Origin of the sequence: Rhodococcus baikonurensis, from assembly GCF_040489275.1 — a bacterium.
Lineage (GTDB): Bacteria > Actinomycetota > Actinomycetes > Mycobacteriales > Mycobacteriaceae > Rhodococcus_F > Rhodococcus_F baikonurensis.
The window spans coordinates 104,129-125,740 of the sequence record NZ_JBEUOQ010000018.1; the positions used below are offsets into that span (position 1 = coordinate 104,129).

The 21,612-nt window shown below is 62.1% G+C and carries 19 protein-coding genes and 1 pseudogene; 12 read left to right on the plus strand and 8 right to left on the minus strand.

Going from position 1 to position 21,612, the window contains the following annotated elements; all coding sequences use genetic code 11:
* Positions 1 to 116 precede the first annotated feature (116 nt).
* From ABWI03_RS29000 to ABWI03_RS29050, 11 genes are all read left to right on the plus strand, one after another.
* Entirely contained in the window at positions 117 to 1,094 is a 978-nt protein-coding gene (locus ABWI03_RS29000; RefSeq protein ID WP_298775648.1) for a helix-turn-helix domain-containing protein, read from the plus strand.
* A gap of 204 nt (positions 1,095 to 1,298) precedes the next feature.
* Positions 1,299 to 2,360 carry an aliphatic aldoxime dehydratase gene (oxdA, locus tag ABWI03_RS29005; protein ID WP_166813389.1) on the plus strand — a complete coding sequence of 354 codons (1,062 nt, stop codon included), beginning with the start codon at positions 1,299 to 1,301 and terminating at the stop codon, positions 2,358 to 2,360.
* A 115-nt stretch (positions 2,361 to 2,475) separates the two neighbouring features.
* Positions 2,476 to 2,844, plus strand: coding sequence for an ArsR/SmtB family transcription factor (locus ABWI03_RS29010; protein ID WP_095973572.1), 369 nt, complete (start codon positions 2,476 to 2,478; stop codon positions 2,842 to 2,844).
* A 45-nt stretch (positions 2,845 to 2,889) separates the two neighbouring features.
* Positions 2,890 to 4,296, plus strand: a complete 1,407-nt coding sequence (locus tag ABWI03_RS29015) for a substrate-binding protein (protein WP_298775651.1) — start codon at positions 2,890 to 2,892, stop codon at positions 4,294 to 4,296.
* A gap of 114 nt (positions 4,297 to 4,410) precedes the next feature.
* On the plus strand, positions 4,411 to 5,976 hold the full coding sequence (locus ABWI03_RS29020) for an amidase (protein WP_298775653.1): 1,566 nt from the start codon (positions 4,411 to 4,413) through the stop codon (positions 5,974 to 5,976).
* A gap of 73 nt (positions 5,977 to 6,049) precedes the next feature.
* Positions 6,050 to 6,673, plus strand: a complete 624-nt coding sequence (gene nthA, locus ABWI03_RS29025) for a nitrile hydratase subunit alpha (RefSeq protein WP_298775656.1) — start codon at positions 6,050 to 6,052, stop codon at positions 6,671 to 6,673.
* A 26-nt stretch (positions 6,674 to 6,699) separates the two neighbouring features.
* The gene (gene nthB, locus ABWI03_RS29030) at positions 6,700 to 7,338 is read left to right on the plus strand and encodes a nitrile hydratase subunit beta (RefSeq protein ID WP_298775658.1); all 639 of its coding nucleotides are present in this window, start codon (positions 6,700 to 6,702) and stop codon (positions 7,336 to 7,338) included.
* Between the two features lie 98 nt (positions 7,339 to 7,436).
* Entirely contained in the window at positions 7,437 to 8,636 is a 1,200-nt protein-coding gene (locus ABWI03_RS29035; protein ID WP_298775660.1) for a GTP-binding protein, read from the plus strand.
* Positions 8,637 to 8,667: 31 nt separating this feature from the next.
* Positions 8,668 to 9,582, plus strand: a complete 915-nt coding sequence (locus ABWI03_RS29040) for an SMP-30/gluconolactonase/LRE family protein (protein ID WP_298775662.1) — start codon at positions 8,668 to 8,670, stop codon at positions 9,580 to 9,582.
* Between the two features lie 151 nt (positions 9,583 to 9,733).
* Positions 9,734 to 11,551 carry an ABC transporter substrate-binding protein/permease gene (locus ABWI03_RS29045; protein ID WP_298775664.1) on the plus strand — a complete coding sequence of 606 codons (1,818 nt, stop codon included), beginning with the start codon at positions 9,734 to 9,736 and terminating at the stop codon, positions 11,549 to 11,551.
* Between the two features lie 4 nt (positions 11,552 to 11,555).
* On the plus strand, positions 11,556 to 12,302 hold the full coding sequence (locus tag ABWI03_RS29050) for an amino acid ABC transporter ATP-binding protein (protein WP_003946070.1): 747 nt from the start codon (positions 11,556 to 11,558) through the stop codon (positions 12,300 to 12,302).
* Here ABWI03_RS29050 and ABWI03_RS29055 read toward each other — a convergent pair.
* The 7 genes and pseudogenes from ABWI03_RS29055 to ABWI03_RS29085 all read right to left on the minus strand — a co-directional run bounded on the left by ABWI03_RS29055 (position 12,288) and on the right by ABWI03_RS29085 (position 17,739).
* Positions 12,288 to 13,472: an RNA polymerase sigma factor gene (locus tag ABWI03_RS29055; RefSeq protein ID WP_298775672.1), complete on the minus strand. Its 1,185-nt coding sequence runs from the start codon at positions 13,470 to 13,472 to the stop codon at positions 12,288 to 12,290. The genes ABWI03_RS29050 and ABWI03_RS29055 overlap by 15 nt on opposite strands.
* An 8-nt stretch (positions 13,473 to 13,480) precedes the next feature.
* A pseudogene (locus ABWI03_RS29060) lies at positions 13,481 to 13,887 on the minus strand (YciI family protein).
* A gap of 117 nt (positions 13,888 to 14,004) precedes the next feature.
* A complete protein-coding gene (locus tag ABWI03_RS29065) occupies positions 14,005 to 14,619 on the minus strand; it encodes a response regulator transcription factor (RefSeq protein ID WP_095973581.1) in 615 nt (204 codons plus the stop codon).
* Complete coding sequence (locus ABWI03_RS29070) at positions 14,616 to 15,758, minus strand: sensor histidine kinase (RefSeq protein ID WP_166813411.1); 1,143 nt, start codon at positions 15,756 to 15,758, stop codon at positions 14,616 to 14,618. The genes ABWI03_RS29065 and ABWI03_RS29070 overlap by 4 nt, the downstream gene beginning before the upstream one ends.
* A 21-nt stretch (positions 15,759 to 15,779) precedes the next feature.
* Positions 15,780 to 16,571 (minus strand): ABC transporter permease, encoded by a 792-nt coding sequence (locus ABWI03_RS29075; RefSeq protein ID WP_095973582.1) that lies wholly within the window; start codon positions 16,569 to 16,571, stop codon positions 15,780 to 15,782.
* Complete coding sequence (locus ABWI03_RS29080; RefSeq protein ID WP_166813415.1) at positions 16,568 to 17,506, minus strand: ABC transporter ATP-binding protein; 939 nt, start codon at positions 17,504 to 17,506, stop codon at positions 16,568 to 16,570. Before ABWI03_RS29080 ends, ABWI03_RS29075 begins: the two co-directional genes overlap by 4 nt.
* Entirely contained in the window at positions 17,503 to 17,739 is a 237-nt protein-coding gene (locus ABWI03_RS29085; protein WP_235170832.1) for a hypothetical protein, read from the minus strand. The genes ABWI03_RS29080 and ABWI03_RS29085 overlap by 4 nt, the downstream gene beginning before the upstream one ends.
* 233 nt (positions 17,740 to 17,972) lie before the next feature.
* Between ABWI03_RS29085 and ABWI03_RS29090 the strand changes: the two genes are divergently transcribed.
* On the plus strand, positions 17,973 to 20,054 hold the full coding sequence (locus ABWI03_RS29090; RefSeq protein WP_298775669.1) for a PhoX family protein: 2,082 nt from the start codon (positions 17,973 to 17,975) through the stop codon (positions 20,052 to 20,054).
* Positions 20,055 to 20,133: 79 nt separating this feature from the next.
* On the opposite strand, the gene ABWI03_RS29095 is transcribed toward ABWI03_RS29090, so the two are convergent.
* Positions 20,134 to 21,612 (minus strand): DUF7927 domain-containing protein (locus ABWI03_RS29095; RefSeq protein ID WP_353802637.1); only part of this gene is annotated, 1,479 nt, incomplete at its 5' end.

Genomic DNA, 21,612 nt, shown 5'->3' on the forward strand with positions numbered 1-21,612 from the left:
ATTTCTTCCCGGCGTGATGACATGTCGACTCCTATCGACATGTCTGATGTGCGGGATTACTCTCTGAACATCGAGCACCCGAGAACTTCGGATTTTCTGCGAGGAGGCGCCCTGCAATGCTCACGCGATCCGGCTTCTCCCTGCCCACACGCACGAATCTCACGGGCGACTGGGCAGATTTGTTGCGTGAGCATTTTGTCGCGCTCGACGTATCCGACATCGAAGACGGGGACGGATTCAGCGGGGCCGTGCACTCGGCCCAACTCGCTCACGTTCGGGTGTCCGCAGTTCAATCGATGGAACAACGAATAGTCCGTAGCAGCAGCCTGATCAAGAGCGACGGTGCGGACTACCTGCAAATCGGCATGATCCGCCGCGGTAGCGCGGTAGTGCGCCAAGACGACCGCGAATGCGTCCTGCGACGTGGCGACTACGTCCTGTACGACACCACGCGCCCCTTCGATTGGCAGATCGAGGGACACGCACACGACGGCATCTGGGGACTCGAGGTGTTCACCTGGCCACGGTCGTACCTGTCGCTCAGCGACGCGGAGGTCACGAGCCTGACCGCCATCGCTTTTGACGGACACGCGGGCCTGAGTGGCCTGCTGGGTCGCTTTCTTCACGATCTTGCCTCCGTCCGCATGACGTCCGACGCGAGCGGAGACGAAGAGGAAGTCGTCAACGAGATCGGCGGCCTGGTCAAGTCCGTTCTTCACGCAACGGCACGTCCGATCACCTCTCGGCGAACCAGCCTCTACGAATCCGCCCTGTCGGTCATAGACGCCCGCATCGCTGACCCGACCCTGTCTCCGGTGGACATCGCGGGATCGGTCAAAGTCTCCATTCGCCAGTTGCACCGAGCCTTCGCCGAACACGGCACGACGGTGTCACGCTCGATTCGCAGCCGTCGACTCGACGGTTGCCGTCGCGAGATCGTGCAATGCCACGCAGCAGACCGGTCGCTGACCCAGATTTCTCACCGCTGGGGATTCACCGACCTGGCCGCCTTCAGTCGCGCATTCAAGGCGGAGTTCGGAATCAGCCCGCGGCGGTACCGGTCGCAAGCAGCGACCCCAAGCAATCCCCGCTGATCTGTAACATCTTCAGCCACTTGCCCATTCAACATGGTGTCCAAAACGTTCTGACGCCGACGCCTATCCACAATTCTTGGCGCGGTAGGCCAAATATCGGGCGTTGACGGCCAAGTTTGATCGGCCTCGCGGGCGTAGATTTTCGGCACGGCGTTGCCAAGTGCCAGGCACCCGATTCGACTACCCACACCACAGGGAGCACTCATGGAATCTGCAATCGGTGAACACCTTCAATGCCCGCGCACGTTGACCAGGCGCGTTCCGGATACCTATACGCCACCATTTCCCATGTGGGTCGGGCGCGCAGACGACGCATTGCAACAGGTCGTGATGGGCTATCTCGGCGTGCAGTTCCGCGACGAAGATCAGCGCCCGGCTGCACTGCAGGCGATGCGGGATATCGTCGCCGGCTTCGACTTGCCGGACGGGCCGGCACACCACGATCTCACCCATCACATCGACAACCAGGGCTACGAGAACCTGATCGTGGTCGGATACTGGAAAGATGTTTCCTCCCAACATCGTTGGAGCACATCGACTCCAATAGCTTCCTGGTGGGAGTCCGAAGAGCGCCTGTCGGACGGGTTGGGGTTCTTCCGCGAGATCGTGGCACCGAGAGCCGAACAGTTCGAAACGCTCTACGCGTTCCAAGACGACCTTCCCGGGGTCGGAGCGGTCATGGACGGCATCAGTGGCGAGATCAACGAACACGGCTACTGGGGTTCGATGCGCGAGCGGTTTCCGATCTCCCAAACCGACTGGATGCAGGCCTCGGGCGAACTGCGGGTCATCGCCGGTGACCCAGCCGTAGGTGGACGCGTAGTAGTGCGGGGGCACGACAACATCGCACTGATCAGATCCGGACAGGACTGGGCCGACGCGGAAGCAGACGAGCGCAGCCTCTACCTGGACGAAATCCTGCCCACCCTCCAATCAGGCATGGATTTCCTCCGCGACAACGGCCCGGCCGTCGGGTGCTACAGCAACCGATTCGTGCGCAACATCGACATCGACGGAAACTTCCTCGACCTGAGCTACAACATCGGTCACTGGGCCTCACTCGACCAACTCGAACGGTGGTCGGAATCCCACCCCACCCATCTGCGGATCTTCACGACGTTTTTCCGGGTGGCCGCGGGTCTGTCGAAATTGCGTCTCTACCACGAGGTCTCGGTATTCGATGCCGCCGATCAGCTGTACGAGTACATCAATTGCCATCCCGGCACCGGCATGCTGCGCGATGCAGTGACCATCGCCGAGCACTGACCGAAGCCGCCGGGAATCTTCGGCGACGTTCTTTCCCTCGGAGGCAACTCGAGATATGTTGACGAGTGTCGACATATCGCAGTAGAGGCCATCGAGGAAGCGCGGACAGCAGACAGTGACTACTCAACGAAACGAAGAGTTGGCGTTTGCTGTGCTGGCCGACCAGGTACGTCGACAGATTCTCGACACTCTGGCTACCCACGGCGAGTGCAATGCGGGTTTCATCAGCGATCAAATTTCGACGGTCGGTCGCACCACGGTATCCACACATCTCAAGGCGCTGCGGTTGTCCGGAGTGATCGTCGAACGGCGTCAGGGACGTCATCGCCTGTTTTCGATCGATCCGTCGGGGCCGGCCAACGATGCACTCCAGTTCCTGCGCGACGTCCTCGGGCGAGCGCTGGAAGCAGGTTCGAACACGTCCGAGTCGCCGACCACGGCGACTGAGGATTCCGAACCGGCTTCGGTGCGTCGCCGGGCGTGAGGCCCTGTTTGAGCCCCAGCATCTATTTCAGGCAGGAAGTAGAACGTGCCAGGTCTCTCCGTAACGGCACAGATCGTGACGACCGACCCACCAGGGTCAGCCTTCGAGCGCCTCGAAACGGGGCAACTGCTCGAACTCGAATGTGAGCAACTGACGGTCGGGGCCGCTGTCGCCATCTCCCTTCCCGTCGGCGACGGCGTACGTGCGGATCCAGCCGGAATGCCGATCACGCTGTTGGGTTACGTCGCCGGCGTGAAGCGGGGCCGATCGGTAGTGATCGTGCACCACCAACCGTGGCGCGGCCGCCTGACGATCCGGTTCTTTCCCGACGGCACCGGAACCCGGATCGTTCTCGAGTCCAGCCTCGATCAGGACGGAATTTCCTGGCTTGCCAACAAGCGCGGATTCGCGCCACCCGAGCCTCCGCGTTCCGACCGACATCGGATCGGATTGCTGGTCAGCAAATCCGGCCCGGCAGCTGTATTCGCCCAGGCGACAGAAACACTCGCTGCCCTGGCCGTGGAAGAGATCAATGCCGACGGCGGTGTCGGCGGCGTTCTCGTCGACTTGGTGATCGGCGATGACGCTTCCGACTCGGCGGCCGGAGCGGCGACCGCGCTGCGATTGGTGAAAAGCGGGTGCCGCGCCATTTTCGCGTGCGTGACGTCCTCGACCTTCAATGCCGCTGCATCTGCGTTGCAGAACACCGGTGTGCTGTTGGTGCACACAGTTCTCAACGAAGGAGGTCGATCGCGTCCGGGAGTCCTTCGATTGGGTGAGCGGCCACTCGACCAGACACGAGCGGGCATACCCGCAATGATGTCCGAGACCGGTTCTCGCACTTGGTTCCTGGTCGGTCAGCAGTATTCGTGGTCGTTCGGAGCGCATTGGGCGGCCCGACGTGTGATCGCCGAATCCACAGGTTCGGTGGCCGGCGAAGTCTACGTACCGTTGGGGACAACCGACTTCTCGCGCATCATCGAGTCGATAGTCGACTCCGGGGCCGAACTGATTCTTTCCACTCTGGTGGGCCATGACGAGGTCTTCTTCGAACGACAATGCGCCCAGCACGGACTGCGGGCCACCACGCGGACGTTTGCATTGGTCCTCGACGAGGCCACTCAGCAGCTCATCGGCAATTCCGATGCCGACGGAGTCTGGGCGGCATTCGGCTACTTCCAATCCGCGGCCGGTGACCACGACCTCGAAAAGCGATACAGCGCAAGCTCGAACGAACTCCTGCCTCCGCTCAGTTCCCTGTCCGAGACAACGTACGAAGCGATCGTCGCTTACGCACGCGCAGTCGAACGAACGTCGGCGGGCGATCCGGAAACAGTACTTCGGCAGCTTGCCACGACGCCGAAAAGCTCTACGAACACCGGTTTTCCACTGAATCGGCCGATTCTGATCGCTGAATCACGCCGTGGGCGACTGTACCCCCGCTCTCTCTGAGCGCGCGTAACCCGAACTTAACGAGTCAATATGTCGATACCTATTGACGCAATTATGGATCCGGCCCTAGTCTGAAAGACAAGTGAAGCCGATCACATCAGGAGCACACTTCTCATGGCGACAATCCGACCTGACGACCAAGCAATAGACGCCGCCGCAAGGCATTACGGCATCACTCTCGACCAAACAGCCCGGCTCGAGTGGACGGCACTGATCGACGGAGCACTGGGCTCCTACGACGTCGTCGACCAGTTGTACGCCGACGAGGCAACCCCGCCGACCACGTCACGCGAGCACGCGGTGCCAACTGCGAGCGAAAACCCTTTGAGCGCTTGGTATGTGACCACCAGCATCCCGCCGACGTCGGTCGGCGTCCTGACCGGCCGACGCGTGGCGATCAAGGACAACGTGACCGTGGCCGGAGTTCCGATGATGAACGGATCTCGGACGGTAGAGGGATTCACTCCGTCACGCGACGCGACTGTGGTCACTCGACTACTGGCGGCCGGTGCAACCGTCGCGGGCAAAGCTGTGTGTGAGGACCTGTGTTTCTCCGGTTCGAGCTTCACACCGGCAAGCGGACCGGTCCGCAATCCATGGGACCGGCAGCGCGAAGCAGGTGGATCATCCGGCGGCAGTGCAGCACTCGTCGCAAACGGTGACGTCGATTTTGCCATCGGCGGGGATCAAGGCGGATCGATCCGGATCCCGGCGGCATTCTGCGGCGTCGTCGGGCACAAGCCGACGTTCGGGCTCGTCCCGTATACCGGTGCATTTCCCATCGAGCGAACAATCGACCATCTCGGCCCGATCACACGCACGGTCCACGATGCAGCACTGATGCTCTCGGTCATCGCCGGCCGCGACGGTAACGACCCACGCCAAGCCGACAGCGTCGAAGCAGGTGACTATCTGTCCACCCTCGACTCCGATGTGGACGGCCTGCGAATCGGAATCGTTCGAGAGGGATTCGGGCACGCGGTCTCACAGCCCGAGGTCGACGACGCAGTCCGCGCAGCGGCACACAGTCTGACCGAAATCGGTTGCACGGTAGAGGAAGTAAACATCCCGTGGCATCTGCATGCTTTCCACATCTGGAACGTGATCGCCACGGACGGTGGTGCCTACCAGATGTTGGACGGCAACGGATACGGCATGAACGCCGAAGGTTTGTACGATCCGGAACTGATGGCACACTTTGCTTCTCGACGCATTCAGCACGCCGACGCTCTGTCCGAAACCGTCAAACTGGTGGCCCTGACCGGCCACCACGGCATCACCACCCTCGGCGGCGCGAGCTACGGCAAAGCCCGGAACCTCGTACCGCTTGCCCGCGCCGCCTACGACACTGCCTTGAGACAATTCGACGTCCTGGTGATGCCAACGCTGCCCTACGTCGCATCCGAATTGCCGGCGAAGGACGTGGATCGTGCAACCTTCATCACGAAGGCTCTCGGGATGATCGCCAACACGGCACCATTCGACGTGACCGGACATCCGTCCCTGTCCGTTCCGGCCGGCCTGGTGAATGGGCTTCCGGTCGGAATGATGATCACCGGCAGACACTTCGACGATGCGACAGTCCTTCGTGTCGGACGCGCACTCGAAAAGCTTCGCGGCGCGTTTCCGACGCCGGCCGAACGCGCCTCCGACTCTGCACCACAACTCAGCCCCGCCTAGTCCTGACGCACTGTCAGACAACAAATTCCACCGATTCACACATGATCTGCCCACATAAGAAAAGGTGAACCAGATGTCAGTAACGATCGACCACACAACGGAAAACGCCGCACCGGCCCAGGCGCCGGTCTCCGACCGGGCGTGGGCACTGTTCCGCGCACTCGACGGTAAGGGATTAATACCCGACGGTTACGTCGAGGGATGGAAGAAAACCTTCGAGGAGGACTTCAGTCCAAGGCGCGGAGCGGAATTGGTAGCGCGCGCATGGACCGACCCCGAGTTCCGGCAGTTGCTTCTCACCGACGGTACCGCCGCAGTTGCCCAGTACGGATACCTGGGCCCCCAGGGCGAATACATCGTGGCAGTCGAAGACACACCGACACTCAAGAACGTGATCGTGTGCTCGCTGTGTTCATGCACCGCGTGGCCCATCCTCGGTCTGCCACCTACCTGGTACAAGAGCTTCGAATACCGTGCGCGCGTGGTCCGCGAACCACGGAAGGTTCTCTCCGAGATGGGAACCGAGATCGCGTCGGATATCGAGATTCGCGTCTACGACACCACCGCCGAAACTCGCTACATGGTCCTCCCGCAGCGTCCCGCCGGCACCGAAGGCTGGAGCCAGGAACAACTGCAGGAAATCGTCACCAAGGACTGCCTGATCGGGGTTGCAATCCCGCAGGTTCCCACCGTCTGATCACCCCGACAAGAAGGAAGCACACCATGGATGGAGTACACGATCTTGCCGGAGTTCAAGGCTTCGGCAAAGTCCCGCATACCGTCAACGCCGACATCGGCCCCACCTTTCACTCCGAATGGGAACACCTGCCCTACAGCCTGATGTTCGCCGGAGTCGCCGAACTCGGGGCCTTCAGCGTCGACGAAGTGCGATACGTCGTCGAGAGGATGGAGCCGCGCCACTACATGATGACCCCGTACTACGAGAGGTACGTCATCGGCGTCGCGACACTGATGGTCGAAAAGGGAATCCTGACGCAGGACGAACTCGAAAGCCTTGCGGGGGGACCGTTCCCACTGTCACGGCCCAGCGAATCCGAAGGGCGGCCGGCACCCGTCGAGACGACCACCTTCGAGGTCGGGCAGCGAGTACGTGTGCGCGACGAGTACGTTCCGGGGCATATTCGAATGCCTGCGTACTGCCGAGGACGCGTGGGGACCATCGCTCACCGGACCACCGAGAAGTGGCCGTTCCCCGACGCAATCGGTCACGGTCGCAACGACGCCGGCGAAGAGCCCACCTACCACGTGCAGTTCGCCGCCGAGGAATTGTTCGGTAGCGACACCGACGGTGGAAGCGTCGTTGTCGACCTCTTCGAGGGTTACCTCGAGCCTGCGGCCTGATCTTCCAGCATTCCAGGCGGCGGTCACGCGATCACAGCGGTTCGTGCGACCGCCGCCTGATCACCACGATTCACTCATTCGGAAGGACACTGGAAATCATGGTCGACACACGACTTCCGGTCACGGTGCTGTCAGGTTTCCTGGGCGCCGGGAAGACGACGCTACTCAACGAGATCCTGCGCAATCGGGAGGGCCGTCGGGTTGCGGTGATCGTCAACGACATGAGCGAAATCAACATCGACAGTGCAGAAGTCGAGCGTGAGATCTCGCTCAGTCGCTCCGAGGAGAAACTGGTCGAGATGACCAACGGCTGCATCTGCTGCACTCTGCGAGAGGATCTTCTTTCCGAGATCAGCGCCCTGGCCGCTGCTGGCCGATTCGACTACCTTCTCATCGAATCTTCGGGCATCTCCGAACCGCTGCCCGTCGCGGAGACGTTCACCTTCATCGATACCGACGGCCACGCTCTGGCCGACGTCGCCCGACTCGACACCATGGTCACCGTGGTCGACGGCAACAGTTTTCTGCGCGACTACACGGCTGGAGGTCGCGTCGAAGCCGATGCTCCGGAAGATGAACGAGACATCGCGGATCTACTTGTCGACCAGATCGAGTTTGCCGACGTCATCCTGGTGAGCAAGGCCGATCTGATCTCGCACCAGCACCTGGTCGAATTGACCGCGGTCCTGCGATCTTTGAACGCAACCGCTGCGATTGTTCCGATGATGCTCGGTCGCATCCCACTCGACACGATTCTCGACACAGGTTTGTTCTCGCTCGAGAAAGCCGCACAGGCCCCCGGTTGGTTACAAGAACTACAAGGTGAACACACTCCCGAAACCGAAGAGTACGGAATCAGTTCGGTGGTGTACCGCGAGCGCGCACCCTTCCACCCCCAACGTCTGCATGACTTCCTCAGCAGCGAGTGGACCAACGGAAAGTTACTCCGGGCCAAGGGCTACTACTGGAATGCCGGCCGGTTCACCGAGATCGGGAGTATTTCCCAGGCCGGTCATCTCATTCGCCACGGATACGTCGGCCGTTGGTGGAAGTTTCTACCCCGTGACGAGTGGCCGGCCGACGATTACCGCCGCGACGGAATCCTCGACAAGTGGGAAGAACCTGTCGGAGACTGCCGACAGGAACTCGTCTTCATCGGCCAAGCCATCGACCCGTCTCTACTGCACCGAGAACTCGACGCGTGTCTACTCACCACAGCCGAGATCGAACTCGGGCCAGACGTGTGGACCACCTGGAGCGACCCCCTGGGTGCCGGGTATACCGACCAGACCGTTTGATATTGTTCCGGTTTGCCGTAAGTTGTGCGCAATGGGGGTATCACGCAACCGAACTCGGGCGCTGTTGATCGTCGCGGCAATCGCAGCCGGGACCGTTGCTGCGGCGACGCCGGCGGCGGCAACCTGGACAGCCGCGCCGATGTGCGGCGATTGGCAGGTCGAGACCGTAGCGCGGGGGTTGGAGCAGCTCGAGAACCTCGAGCCCGATGACAACGGCGGGTTCTACCTCTCCGGCAAGTCGAAGGTCTATCACGTCGACGCCGCAGGACAGGTACGAACAGTCCTCGACGGCATGGGTGCCCCTGGCGGTTTGCAACTCGACGGTTCGAGGCTGTCCTTCCTCACCAGACAGGACGGCAAGCTGTGGCACCTGGACACCACGACGGATCAGCTGTCCGCACCCGTCGATTTCGCGGGCAACGGCCTGCTCCGCCTACCCGACGGCGATCTACTGACCACGTGGGTCGGAACAGAAGGCGGCCAGTCGAAGGGCGTGTCGCGCTATCTGAACGACTCCGGAGCCGTCGTACCCAATTGGTCGACAGTGCCGCGTTCGGAGGGACTCGCGCTCAGTCCGGATCATCGAGCCGTGTACACCGATGACCTGTTCACCGGTCAGATCATTCGAGTGCCCTTGGATTCCCCTGACACGTGGACCGTTGCAACGACGGTCCCGAGCCTGATCCCCGGCCTCGACGATCTGACAATGTCGCAGGATGGAATGCTCTATGCCGCAGCTCACGTCGAAGGCTCTATCTATCGCGTAAACCCTGAAACCGGCGCGTCCTGCGTCGTCGCTTCGGGTCTTTCGAATGGGTGGACCGGGCCGAGTTCAGTGCGTATAGGACAGGACGGCGACGGCTCGGCGCTCTACGTCACCGGCTTCGACGGGACGCTGCGTCGCCTGGTACCTCCGCCGGGCGTCGAACTCGCACCCGTCCGCTGACGCCGATCCCTTCGGCACGAGATTCCCCGACCTGGCGATATTTAAAATCACGCTGATTTGAAGGCATGCCCGCAGCGCAACGGCCGCTTGTCCGGAAACTGTCAACAGTTCTACACGGAGAAATGGCTACCCTTAGGTTTACGCTGCACGCATGTTTTCTTCCGTCGCAGCGAAGATCCGCCTGGTGGTGGCACTGCTCCTCACTGCCCTCCTGGCGCTGACTCTGTCATCGTGCTCGAGTGGCTCGGATTCGTCGGCAGCCCCCACAGACCTGTGTGCACCTCCTGGAGTGGGAGCCGCAACCGCGGCACCCACCAATCTGGACGCGGCAGCGGGTGCGGGCGCCGAAGACCGCTACACCACGGCCACCGTCACCCCGGTCGATCAGATCGACACCTCGAAGCTGAACTTGATCAAACCCGGGGTCATCACGGTCGGCACGCTCGGTGACGCGCCCCCGAGCATCTGCGTCAACTCCGAGAATCAGTACACCGGATACGACAACGAACTGCTGAAGGCAGTCGCGGACAAGCTGGGCCTGAAGGTCGAGTTCGTCGGCACCGAGTTCGCCGGTCTCCTCGCCCAGGTTGCCGGCCGACGCTTCGACGTCGGCTCGTCGTCCATCACCACCACCGACGACCGTCGCAACACCGTCGGCTTCACCAACGGCTACGACTTCGGATACTTCTCCCTCGTCGTACCCAACGGCAGCGCCATCACCGGCTTCGGTGACCTGGATGCCTCCAAGCGCATCGGCGTCGTGCAGGGAACCGTGCAGGACGACTACGTCGTGAACACGCTCAAGCTCGATCCCGTGAAGTTTCCCGACTACGCCACGGCGTACGCGAACCTCAAGTCCGGACAGATCGACGCCTGGGTAGCTCCGTCTCAGCAGGCCGAAGGCGCCATCGCTCCCGGCGATCCGACCTCGATCATCCAGAACACCTTCTCGGTCAACAACTTCGTCGGCTGGGCGGTGAACAAGGAAAACCAGCCGCTGATCGACGCCCTCAACTCCGGCCTCGACGCAGTCATCGACGACGGAACCTGGTCTCAGCTGTACTCCGATTGGGTACCGCGCCAACTCCCTGAAGGCTGGAAGCCCGGATCCAAGGCAGCGGCCACTCCGGAACTGCCCGACTTCGCAGCCATCGCGGCAGAAAACGCAGCAAACGGCGACGGTGGAGATACCGCGTCGTACCAGCCGAAGTCGACGCTCGAACAGCTCAAGGACACGTTCTTCGACTGGGATCTGTACAAGAAGGCATTCCCCGATCTCCTCAAGACCGGTCTTCCTAACACACTTATCCTTGCGCTCGCGTCGGGCATCATCGGCACGATCCTCGGCATGCTGCTCGCTGTCGCCGGTATCTCACGCACCCGTTGGCTGCGCTGGCCGGCCCGCGTCTACACCGATATCTTCCGCGGACTGCCCGCAGTCGTCATCATCTTGATCATCGGGCTCGGCGTCGGCCCGATCGTCAAGGGAATCACCGGCAGCAATCCGTACTGGCTCGGTGTCGCGGCGCTGTCACTGCTCGCGTCGGCGTACATCGGTGAGATCTTCAGATCCGGTATCCAGAGCGTCGAGCCCGGGCAGCTCGAGGCTTCCCGTGCCCTCGGCTTCAGCTACCGCAAGTCCATGTCGCTGGTCGTCATCCCGCAGGGTGTACGACGCGTTCTTCCGGCATTGATGAACCAGTTCATCTCGCTGATCAAGGACTCGTCGCTGATCTACTTCCTCGGTCTCCTCGTCACCCAGCGGGAACTCTTTGCCGTCGGACGTGATCTCAACGCCCAGACCGGCAGCCTGTCCCCGCTCGTTGCGGCAGGCCTGTTCTACCTTGCTCTGACCATCCCGCTGACGCACCTCGTCAACTACATCGACAACCGACTCCGGACCGGACGCGCCGACACTTCAGGCACGTTGGATCCGCTCGAGCAGGCCATCGTCGTGGAAAGGGGCTGAGGACATGACAACCAGCTCTGAACTGAAGTCCGTATCGCTCACCGGCAAGGACCTGCATCTGTCCTTCGGTACCAACAAGGTGCTTCGCGGCGTCAACCTGCACGTCGACGCCGGAAACACCGTCACCGTCATCGGACCCTCCGGTTCGGGCAAGTCGACGCTCCTGCGCGTGCTGAACCGTCTGCACGAGCCCGAGCAGGGTGACGTGCTGCTCGACGGGAAGTCCGTCCTGAAGGACAACCCCGACGAGCTACGCCAGCGAATCGGCATGGTGTTCCAGCACTTCAACCTGTTCCCGCACAAGACCGTCGCCGAGAACATCGCGCTCGGGCCGAACAAGCTCAAGGGTTTGTCCAAGGAGCAAGCTCGGGCTCTCGCGCTCGAGCAGCTCGACCTGGTGGGGCTCAGGGAGAAGGCGGACTCGCGGCCTGGCAACCTTTCGGGAGGTCAGCAGCAGCGCGTCGCCATTGCCCGCGCCTTGGCGATGAAGCCTGAGGTCATGTTCTTCGACGAGGCGACGTCGGCTCTGGACCCCGAACTGGTCAAGGGTGTTCTGGCATTGATGGCCGATCTCGCGAAGTCCGGCATGACCATGGTCGTCGTAACGCACGAAATGGGTTTCGCGCGTTCCGTTTCCGACAAGGTGCTGTTCATGGATCGTGGCGCCGTAGTCGAAACCGGTACTCCGGAACAGCTTTTCGACGATCCAGAAACAGATCGACTGCAAGCGTTCCTGTCACAGGTCCTCTGACTCGGGGGCGCTTGCAGGAGATCGACGGGCGTTGATCCTGGACGCCTGAAGCATCAGATGATCACGTTCGGCGAGGTTGGACGCCTTGTGCGCTGCATCGGCATACAACCTCGCCGCCGTCTCCAGGTCTCCGTCGCGTTCGCGGAGATAGGCCTCGACTGCGGCATGGCGTGGAAGTGAATCGTCCAGCGCTGCAAGAGCTGCCAAGCCGGCGCGTGGTCCGTCCGCTTCGCCGACGGCCACCGCTCGGTTGAGCCGGACGATCGGGCTGTCGGTCAAGGCCGCGAGTTCGTCGTACCACTCCACGATCTGCACCCAATCGGTCTGGTCTGCTGCGAGAGCGTCGGCATGGAGTGCAGCGATGGCGGCCTGGGCCTGGAACTCACCGAGCCGGTCGCGGGCGAGAGCTGCCTGGAGGATCACGACTCCTTCGGCAATCGAATCGGTGTCCCACCGGCTGCGATCCTGCTCGGCTAGCGGAACCAGACTGCCGTCCGCGGCAGTTCGCGCGACTCGGCGAGCGTGATGGAGCAGCATCAGTGCGAGCAACCCTGCGACTTCGGGGTGATCGATCGTGGCCGCCAACTGCCGGGTGAGCCGGATGGCCTCGGCAGCGAGGTCGACGTCACCGGAGTACCCCTCGTTGAAGACCAGATAGAGGACACGCAGGACGGTGGCGACATCGCCGGGTTGCTCGAACCGGACGCCGGAGACCGTGCGCTTGGCTCGGCTGATGCGCTGAGCCATCGTCGCCTCAGGCACCAGGTAGGCCTGCGCAATCTGGCGCGTGGTGAGCCCGCCGACAGCGCGCAGCGTGAGTGCCACGGCGGACGACGGCGTCAACGACGGGTGCGCGCACAGAAAGTAAAGCTGGAGTGTGTCGTCCACGCCCGGCACCGACCCGCTGACCGGCCGCTCGCCTGGCTGCTCGTCAGCCAGGTACTCCCGCTTACGGCGAGCCACATCCGACCGGATCCCGTCGAGGAACCGCCGCCAGGCCACTGTGACCAGCCAGCCCTTCGGGTCCCGCGGCGGGTTGTCCGGCCAGACCCTGACCGCCTCGAGCAGAGCGTCCTGCACGGCGTCCTCGGCCGACGCGAAATCTGCTCCGCGGCGGACGAGGATGCCGAGCACGCTCGGAGTCAGACTCCGAAGCAGGGCGTCGTCCATGAGAGTTGTCAGTCCGTGATGGTCGGCGGCTCGGTCAGGAACGGGCGCAGTTCGAGCCATTCGTGAATCGGCTTCCCGCCTGCGCCGGGCGCGGCCGAAAGCTCCCCGGCCAATTCGACGGCACGGTCGTAGCTGTCGACGTCGATCACCATCCAGCCGGCAACGAGGTCCTTGGTTTCCGCGAACGGGCCATCGGTGACCGGGGGCGACCCTCACCGTCGTACCGGACAAAGGTGCCCTCAGGAGCGAGAGCCTGACCGTCGACGAACTCGCCCGCCTTCTCGAGCCGATCCGCGAAGTCCTGCATGTACTTCACGTGAGCCGTGATCTCGTCCGGTGTCCACTGGTCCATCGGCACGTCGTTGACTGCAGCCGGAGCGCCGCGGTAGTGCTTGAGCAGCAAGTACTTGGCCATCGTGAATCTCCTCTGTGTCGGTGCCACCCATTCTGGTCGCACTTCACTACAGGGACGAAGCAAGTCGGAGATTCTCGACATCGGCCGGCTATTCTCGACATCGCGGGGCTTCGGGCCCTAAATCCACCCCTGCCGGCGGGCGATCACCGCAGCTTCGTGCCGATTCGCAGCACCGAGTTTGGTGACAGCTGACGACAAATAGTTTCGGGTGGTACCCGCAGAGAGGTGTGCCCGGGAAGCGATCTGCTCGATGGATGCTCCGTCGGCCGCGTACTCGAGTACGTCCGCTTCGCGCGGAGTAAGCGGTGAGTCGCCGGCGCCGATTGCCTCGGCAGCCAACGACGGGTCGACGTACCTCCCGCCCGCGTGGACGCTGCGAACCACCTCGGCGAGCGTCGCCGCAGGCGTCGTCTTCGGCAGAAATCCGCGGACGCCGGCTGACAGTGCCTTCTTCAGGTATCCGGGACGCCCGTGGCTCGTCACGATGATCGAGGCGCACCCCGAGACCGTCTGCGCAATCTGTTGCGCCGTCTCTATACCGTCGATACCTGCCATTTGAAGGTCGAGCACGGCTACGTCAGGTTGATGCTTTGCAGCAGCGATCACGGCATCCTCGCCGGATTCGGCTTCTGCGACGACAACGATGTCGTCCTCGAGCGACAACATCATTGCCAGCGCCGAGCGGATCAGGTTCTCGTCGTCGGCCAGCAGTACCTTGATCGGCTCGGTCACCGAGACTCCTTCGTTCGGGACGGAAAGTGGGCGGTGAGGGTGAAGCGATCTTCGTCCTGCACGGTTTCGACAGTTCCTCCGACGGCGCCGACGCGCTCGCGCAATCCGTTCAGGCCGGTTCCGTTGTTCGGCTCTGCGATACGTGCGCCGTCGTTGGCGATCACGACGCCATCCGCCAACACTTCGATGCTGCAATTCTCGGCACTGGAGTGCCGGAGAATGTTGGTCACGCCTTCACGGACGACCCAGGCAGCGGCTTCGGCCAGTTCCACCGGTAGTTGATCTGCCGATCCACGTATCGCAGTGGAGATTCCGGCGGCCTCGAGCAGCGACTGCGCACCGGCCAGCTCGGACGCCAAGGCGATGGACCGGTATCCCCGAACCAACTCGCGCGCTTCGTCGAGTGAATCTTGCGCAAGTTCGCGCACTTCGTCCATCTGCGCGGCGGCACGATCGTCGCCGCGTCGTGAAAGCGTGGCTGCAAGTTCACTTTTCACCGCAATTGCAGACAGTGCCCGCCCGACGACGTCATGGAGATCGCGAGAAAATCGCAACCGCTCCTCGGCGACGGACAGAGCGGCGGCGGCTCCGCGCGCCTCGTCCAATTCGGTGACCATCCGCAGCAGCCACACCGACATGTAGACGGTCAGCCCCATGAAGCCGGCAACGATTCCGACGGACACGCCGCTTTCCGGACCCGCAAGCAGTCCCAATACAACCCCGGCGGCCACCGAGCCCACGATCAGCCAGCGCAACGACGTCAACCCCGCAAGCGGCACGACGAGAATTGCCGCCAGCCAGAAGTACGGGCCGTTCTCGCCGTTGCTTCCCAAGGCAATTCCCGCCGAGCAGAACGCCGACAACGTCATCACGGCAAGAGGAATCTGAACGGGCTTGGCCACGACTCCGCCCAGATCAGGCATCCGAGACACGGCGACGACGCACGCACCTGCACTGATTCCGAGGAAGACACCCGACAGATACCGATCGGCAATGATCTCGGTGACCGCACCGAAGCCACCGAAAACCACTGCGACCATGATGAACGACTGACGCGTGTAGAGGCGAACCTTGTCGACGTTCGACGCGGTTCGCCATGTCCGTCTCGGATTCCAGCGTCCGAAGTTCTGCGCGATCATGCCCACTACCTTCTCAGAGTTCTACGAACGCGGTTCCCAGCGGAAGTGGACGTTCGCAATCAGAACCGAACCGACGATCCACGCCAGCATGACCAACAGCGGTTGCCCAGCCGAACCGAAGGTGTCGACAAATCCGGCCGCAGCACCGGGCGCATCGCCCAGATCGGCCAGTTCGCCAGTGGTTCTCCCCAGCCATCCGAGATTGAGAAGGTCGACTACCGCGGCCAGCGGAGTGAAATCGAGAATGCGAGCAACGTTGTCCGGCACGACGTTCCTGATCGAAGACATACCTGCCGTCGCCAGAATCAGAATCGGCATGCAGGTGATCTGCGCTGCCTCCGCGTTCCGAGTGACAGCCGAAGTGATCAACGCCAGCGCGGTGAAGAGCGCAGCGCCGCCGATCACCGCGACCAGCACCAGCACCGGATTGACCGGAGCACTGCCGCCGAGAACCATCACGGCGATTCCGATGACCACCGTCAACAGGCCGGTGAGAACCCACGACGGCACCGCCGGGCCCGCAAGGATCTCGGCGTCGCTGCATTCCCCGGTGCGTAGTCTCTTGAGAACCAACTCGTCACGACGCGTCGCGTACACCGACAGGAGGTTGTAGAAGACCACGAACACGAGAAGGAAGAGTGCAAACACCTCGAGGCCTGCCGACACCGACTTGTCCGACAGCCCGCCATCTCGCGACAGATACAGCATTCCCACGGGAAAGATCAACGGGAGGACGATTGCGTTGAAGAGCAACAGTCGATTTCGTCCCAGGAGCGTGAACTCCGAACGAGACAGGGTTGCTATGCGGTTCATGCCGGCGCTCCTTCGAGAGTTGCGTGATGATCGAATTGGTCTGCAATGGAGAGGAATACGGTCTCCAGGGAAGCCGCGCGGGCATCCAAGCCGGTCAGCAGGATGTTGTTGTGCTGCGCCCACAGCAGCAGTTCCGTCAGGGTCTCCTGGACTGTACGAGTCGTGATGACCACAAGATCGTTTTCGACGCGAACCTCGGCGCCGGCCAGGGCGGGGAGCGGAAGACCTGGACGGTGCAGTTTGATCTGAGCGGGATGATCCGCGACGACGTCCGCCACGGTTCCGCTGCGCACCACCGATCCACGGTGCATGATCGCCAATTGGTCACACAAGGACTCGGCTTCGTCCAGGTAGTGCGTCGTCAACATGATGGTGACGCCCGACGCTTTCAAATCAGCGATCAATTGCCAAGTGTTACGACGACTTTCGGGGTCCAAACCAGTAGTCGGTTCGTCGAGAAACAGGACGAGTGGCCGGCCGATGATCGCGCACGCCAGATCCAGTCGCCGCGCTTCACCGCCCGAGAGGAACTTCACGCGGGTCTCCCCACGGTCACGCATGTCCACACGCTCGAGCACCTCGTCGACGGGAAGCGGATTCGAACACGTTCCGGCCCACATCGCCAAACTCTCACGAGCAGTCAAGTCTTGGGGAAGTCCACCCTTCTGGAGCATGATGCCCAGCGATGGGCGGATCTGCTTGCGGTTACGCACCGGATCCATCCCCAATACGCGCACCGTACCGGCGCTGGCTCGTGAAAGGCCCTGAATCACTTCGAGAGTGGACGTCTTTCCGGCACCGTTCGTTCCGAGGAGGCCGAACAACTCGCCTTCCTGAACACTCAGATCAAGATTGCGGACGGCATCGAACGCATCCTTGCCGGAGCCGTAGCGCCGCGACATTCCGACTACGTCAATCACAGGATCGCCCTTCATCGCTGCGCCTCCTCTCGGTTCCAGCTGCGCAGTCCGATCGCGAATCGAATGCCCGCGTAGACAGCGAGAGCGGCAACAAGAATCCAGGACACCGGATTGGAGCCGATGATCGCGAACACCCCTCCGATGATCGCGATGTTCACCACGATCACAACAAGTTCGCGGCCCATCGTGGGTGCGGGTCCGATGTCCATCAGGTCCGTCAGGAGGCTTCCCTCATGTGGTTCTCTCATGCTTCAAGCCTCGCGGGAAGTCGGGGCCGAAAACAGTGCGCAGCATCATCACCTGCGGTGACACCGTCATGGATCGGCGATGACAAATGTCATGCGACGTCCCCGCGGGGACGCGTCGTACATTGCAGGTAAGGGTCGCCTCGTTGTTTTGCCGTTCATTTTTACGTTCCTTTACCCTTGCTTAGAGCTTCTACGGTTCCCGAAGTCCGTACATCGAATCTCGGGAGTTCACGGTGGCTATCAAGCCTTTGGCCTTGTTTGTCAAACACGACGGCGTGTCTGCACGCGCGTCGATCACCTGCCAGTACAAGTGCGGAAATGCGTGCTCTCACGAGGTCCCCAACACCTCGGGCGGCGAGTACTTTCGCGACATCGCACGCACTGCACTGACTCGTCGAGGCATGCTCCGGGGCAGTGGCATGGCAGTGCTCGCGGTGGGAGCGGGCAGCGCCCTCGTCGCCTGTTCGGACGAATCTGCAAGTGCGGAACCGGGAACCGGATCCGCGAGCGGCAGCAGCGGCGGGTCGACACCAGCAGGGACGAACTTTGGTGCCGTCGCGCCCAACAAGGAAGACAAGGTCACCGTCCCTGACGGATACGATCAGGCCGTCGTTATCCGTTGGGGTGACGCCGTTCTCGCCGGAGCCCCGGCCTTCGACTTCGACAAGCAAACTGCTGCTGCACAGGAACTGCAGTTCGGATTCAACAACGACTTCGCCGGATTGCTCCCGGTCGACGGGGAGCCCAACACCTACCTGCTCGTGGTCAATCACGAATACTCCACCGAGCCGGCGATGTTCCGCGGCTACGATGCGGAGCACCCGACCGAGGAGCAGTTCAAGATCGGCCTGGCCAGCCACGGACTGTCGGTCGTCCAGGTCAAGGGCGAATCCGACAACGGCAAGCTGGTACCGGAGATCGGATCGAACAACCGCCGCATCACCGGAACCACGGAGTTTGTCGTGACCGGCCCCGCTGCAGGTAGCGACTTCCTCAAGACGAGTGCCGATCCCACGGGAACCAAAGTGCTCGGCACCCTCAACAATTGCGCCGGCGGTGTCACACCCTGGGGCACAGTGCTTTCCGGCGAAGAGAACTTCAACCAGTACTTCGCGAACGCCGAGGGTGTCACCGATCCCACGGTCGCAGCACGGCTGAAGCGCTACGGTCTGGCCGGCGCCGCTTCCGAGCGCAAGTGGGAACGCTTCGACAAGCGGTTCGATCTGGTCGCAGAACCCAACGAGGTCAACCGATTCGGATACGTCGTCGAGATCGATCCGTGGGATCCGTCGTCGACTCCGATCAAGCACACAGCGCTCGGACGGTTCAAGCACGAAGCCGCCACCATTTACACCACGTCGGACGGAACCGTCGTGGCCTACAGCGGCGACGACGAGCGCTTCGACTACATGTACAAGTTCGTCTCGAGTCGAAAGATGCAGGACGGCAAGAGTCAGGCAGCCATGCGCCACAACATGACTCTGCTCGACGCCGGAACGCTGTACGTTGCAAAGCTCAGCGGAAACTCCGCCGGCGAGATCGACGGCAGCGGCAAGCTCCCGTCGGACGGCACGTTCGACGGAACCGGCGAATGGGTCGCCATCCTGCGCACCGGCGAAGACGGCAAGGGCGAATCGCTGGTCGACGGCATGAGCGCCGAAGAGGTCGCTGTCTTCACCCGTCAGGCCGGTGACAAGGTCGGGGCAACGAAGATGGATCGTCCCGAAGACTTCGAAGCAAACCCGAAGAGCGGCAAGGTTTACGTCGCACTGACCAACAACACCAAGCGCGGAGTCGACGGTGGCGCCGCGGCCGACGAAGCGAACCCGAGGAACAACAACAAGAACGGCCAGGTCCTCGAAATCACCGACGAGCACGCCGGCACCACCTTCGGCTGGAATCTTCTTCTCGTCTGCGGAGATCCGGCCACAGCCGATACTTACTTCGGTGGTTTCGACAAGAGCAAGGTCAGTCCCATCTCGTGCCCGGACAACCTTGCCTTCGACCCGCACGGAAACCTGTGGATCTCCACCGACGGCAACGCACTCAAGTCCAACGACGGACTGTTCAGCGTTGTCCTCGAAGGCGAAAACCGCGGTGAGACAAAGCAGTTCCTCACCGTTCCCGTCGGCGCCGAAACCTGCGGCCCCATCGTGGACGAAAAGCGCGTCATCGTCTGCGTCCAGCACCCCGGCGAGACCGACGACGCCAGCATCGAAAGCCCCGCATCCCACTGGCCCGACGGTGGCTCCTCCCAGCCCCGCCCGTCTGTAGTTGCGGCCTGGAAGAAGGACGGATCTCGGCTCGGCTCGTAACACCGCACGAAAACGACTGTGGGGCAGATCGCATACTCTGCGATCTGCCCCACGTCGTTACCTCAGATTCTCACGAGAATCAGTTGTCACCATCCTCGCGACGCTTACGCGTCAGGAGAACAACACCCGTTCCCAGCGCCAGCAGCAGAACCAATCCACCTGCTGCGAGCAACGTGGTATTCACGCCACTCTCACCAGCGCCACCACCGGAGTTGATCGTTCCGCCCTGAGGAGCAGACGTCTGCGGCTTCGGCTGACCCGGCTGACCCGGGTTTGCTGTCGGCGGCTTCGGCTGTCCCGGAACCGTGCTCGGAACCGGCTGACCCGGAACCGTCGGCGGTACGACGATCGGAGGCACAACGACGATCGGGGGAATGATGATCGTCGGTGTAACCGGCACCGTCGTGTTCGGAACCGTCGTGGTCGGCGGAACTGTCGTGACCGGCGTCGTGGTCGTCGGCGGCGTAGTTGTCGTCACGCCACACGGATCCACTATCTCTTCCGCGACAACTTCTTCTGTCGTGGTCTCCTCTGTGGTGGTCTCCTCCGTAGTGGTGGATTCCTCCGTACCGGTCACATCGGCGTCTCCGGCAGTGATCGCGCTAGCCGTCGTGGTCGCAGCCGTTGTGGACGGAACCATCCGCGTGGTCGTCGTCGGAGGAACACAGGGCTCCGTCGTGACCGGAGGCACCGTGGTGGTGGTCTCCGGCGGGTCCACCGGGTGTTCGGTGCAGAGAGCATCGCCCGGAACACAGTCCACCGGCGGGTTCTCGCCACCAACCACCAGGTAGTTGTTCAGGACTCCCGGAGTGAATCCGGGACCCGACAACGTTCCGATCTCAGGATTGACCTTGACGGTGTACGTCACCGTCGCGCTCTCACCCTTGGCCAGCTTTCCGGTGACCGTGAAGACGTTGTCGACGACACCCGAAACAACCAGCGTGGAAGTGGTTGCCGGATTCTTCGTCATTACTGCATCGTCGAGAACATCGGTCAGATCGTCGTAGAAGCTGATCTCACCATCCGCGGTACCCACATTCTTGAACGTGAGCGTGTACGTGATCTCCTGACCGGCAACCACACGGTTCGTGGTGGACGGATCGGAGGACTTCAGTACCTCGATTGCGGGAGTGCCGTCTACCGGGTGTTCGGTCGTCACCGGCGGAGGAGTGATCTCCGGACCGGTCGGCGGCTTCGCAGTACCGGTGACCTTGTTGTTGATCAACGTGCCGCCGGCAACACCGGCATTGACCTTCACCTGATAGGTCAGAACAACCGACTTACCAACCTCGAGTGCACCAGTCCAGGAGAGCGTGGTGCCCGCCAGAGTCGGAGCAGTCGCGTCGACACCGTCAACCATCGCCTTCAGCGAACCGTCCACCAACACGGCATTGTCGAGAACCTTCGACAGATCATCGGTCAACACCACCGGATCAAGGGTCGTGTTACCCGTATTCGCACCCGTCACCGTGTACGTGATCGTCTGACCAGCCGCAACATTGGTACCCGAGGCCGGATCCGCAGTCTTCGCGACCGTGAACCCCGGAACCTTCACCGG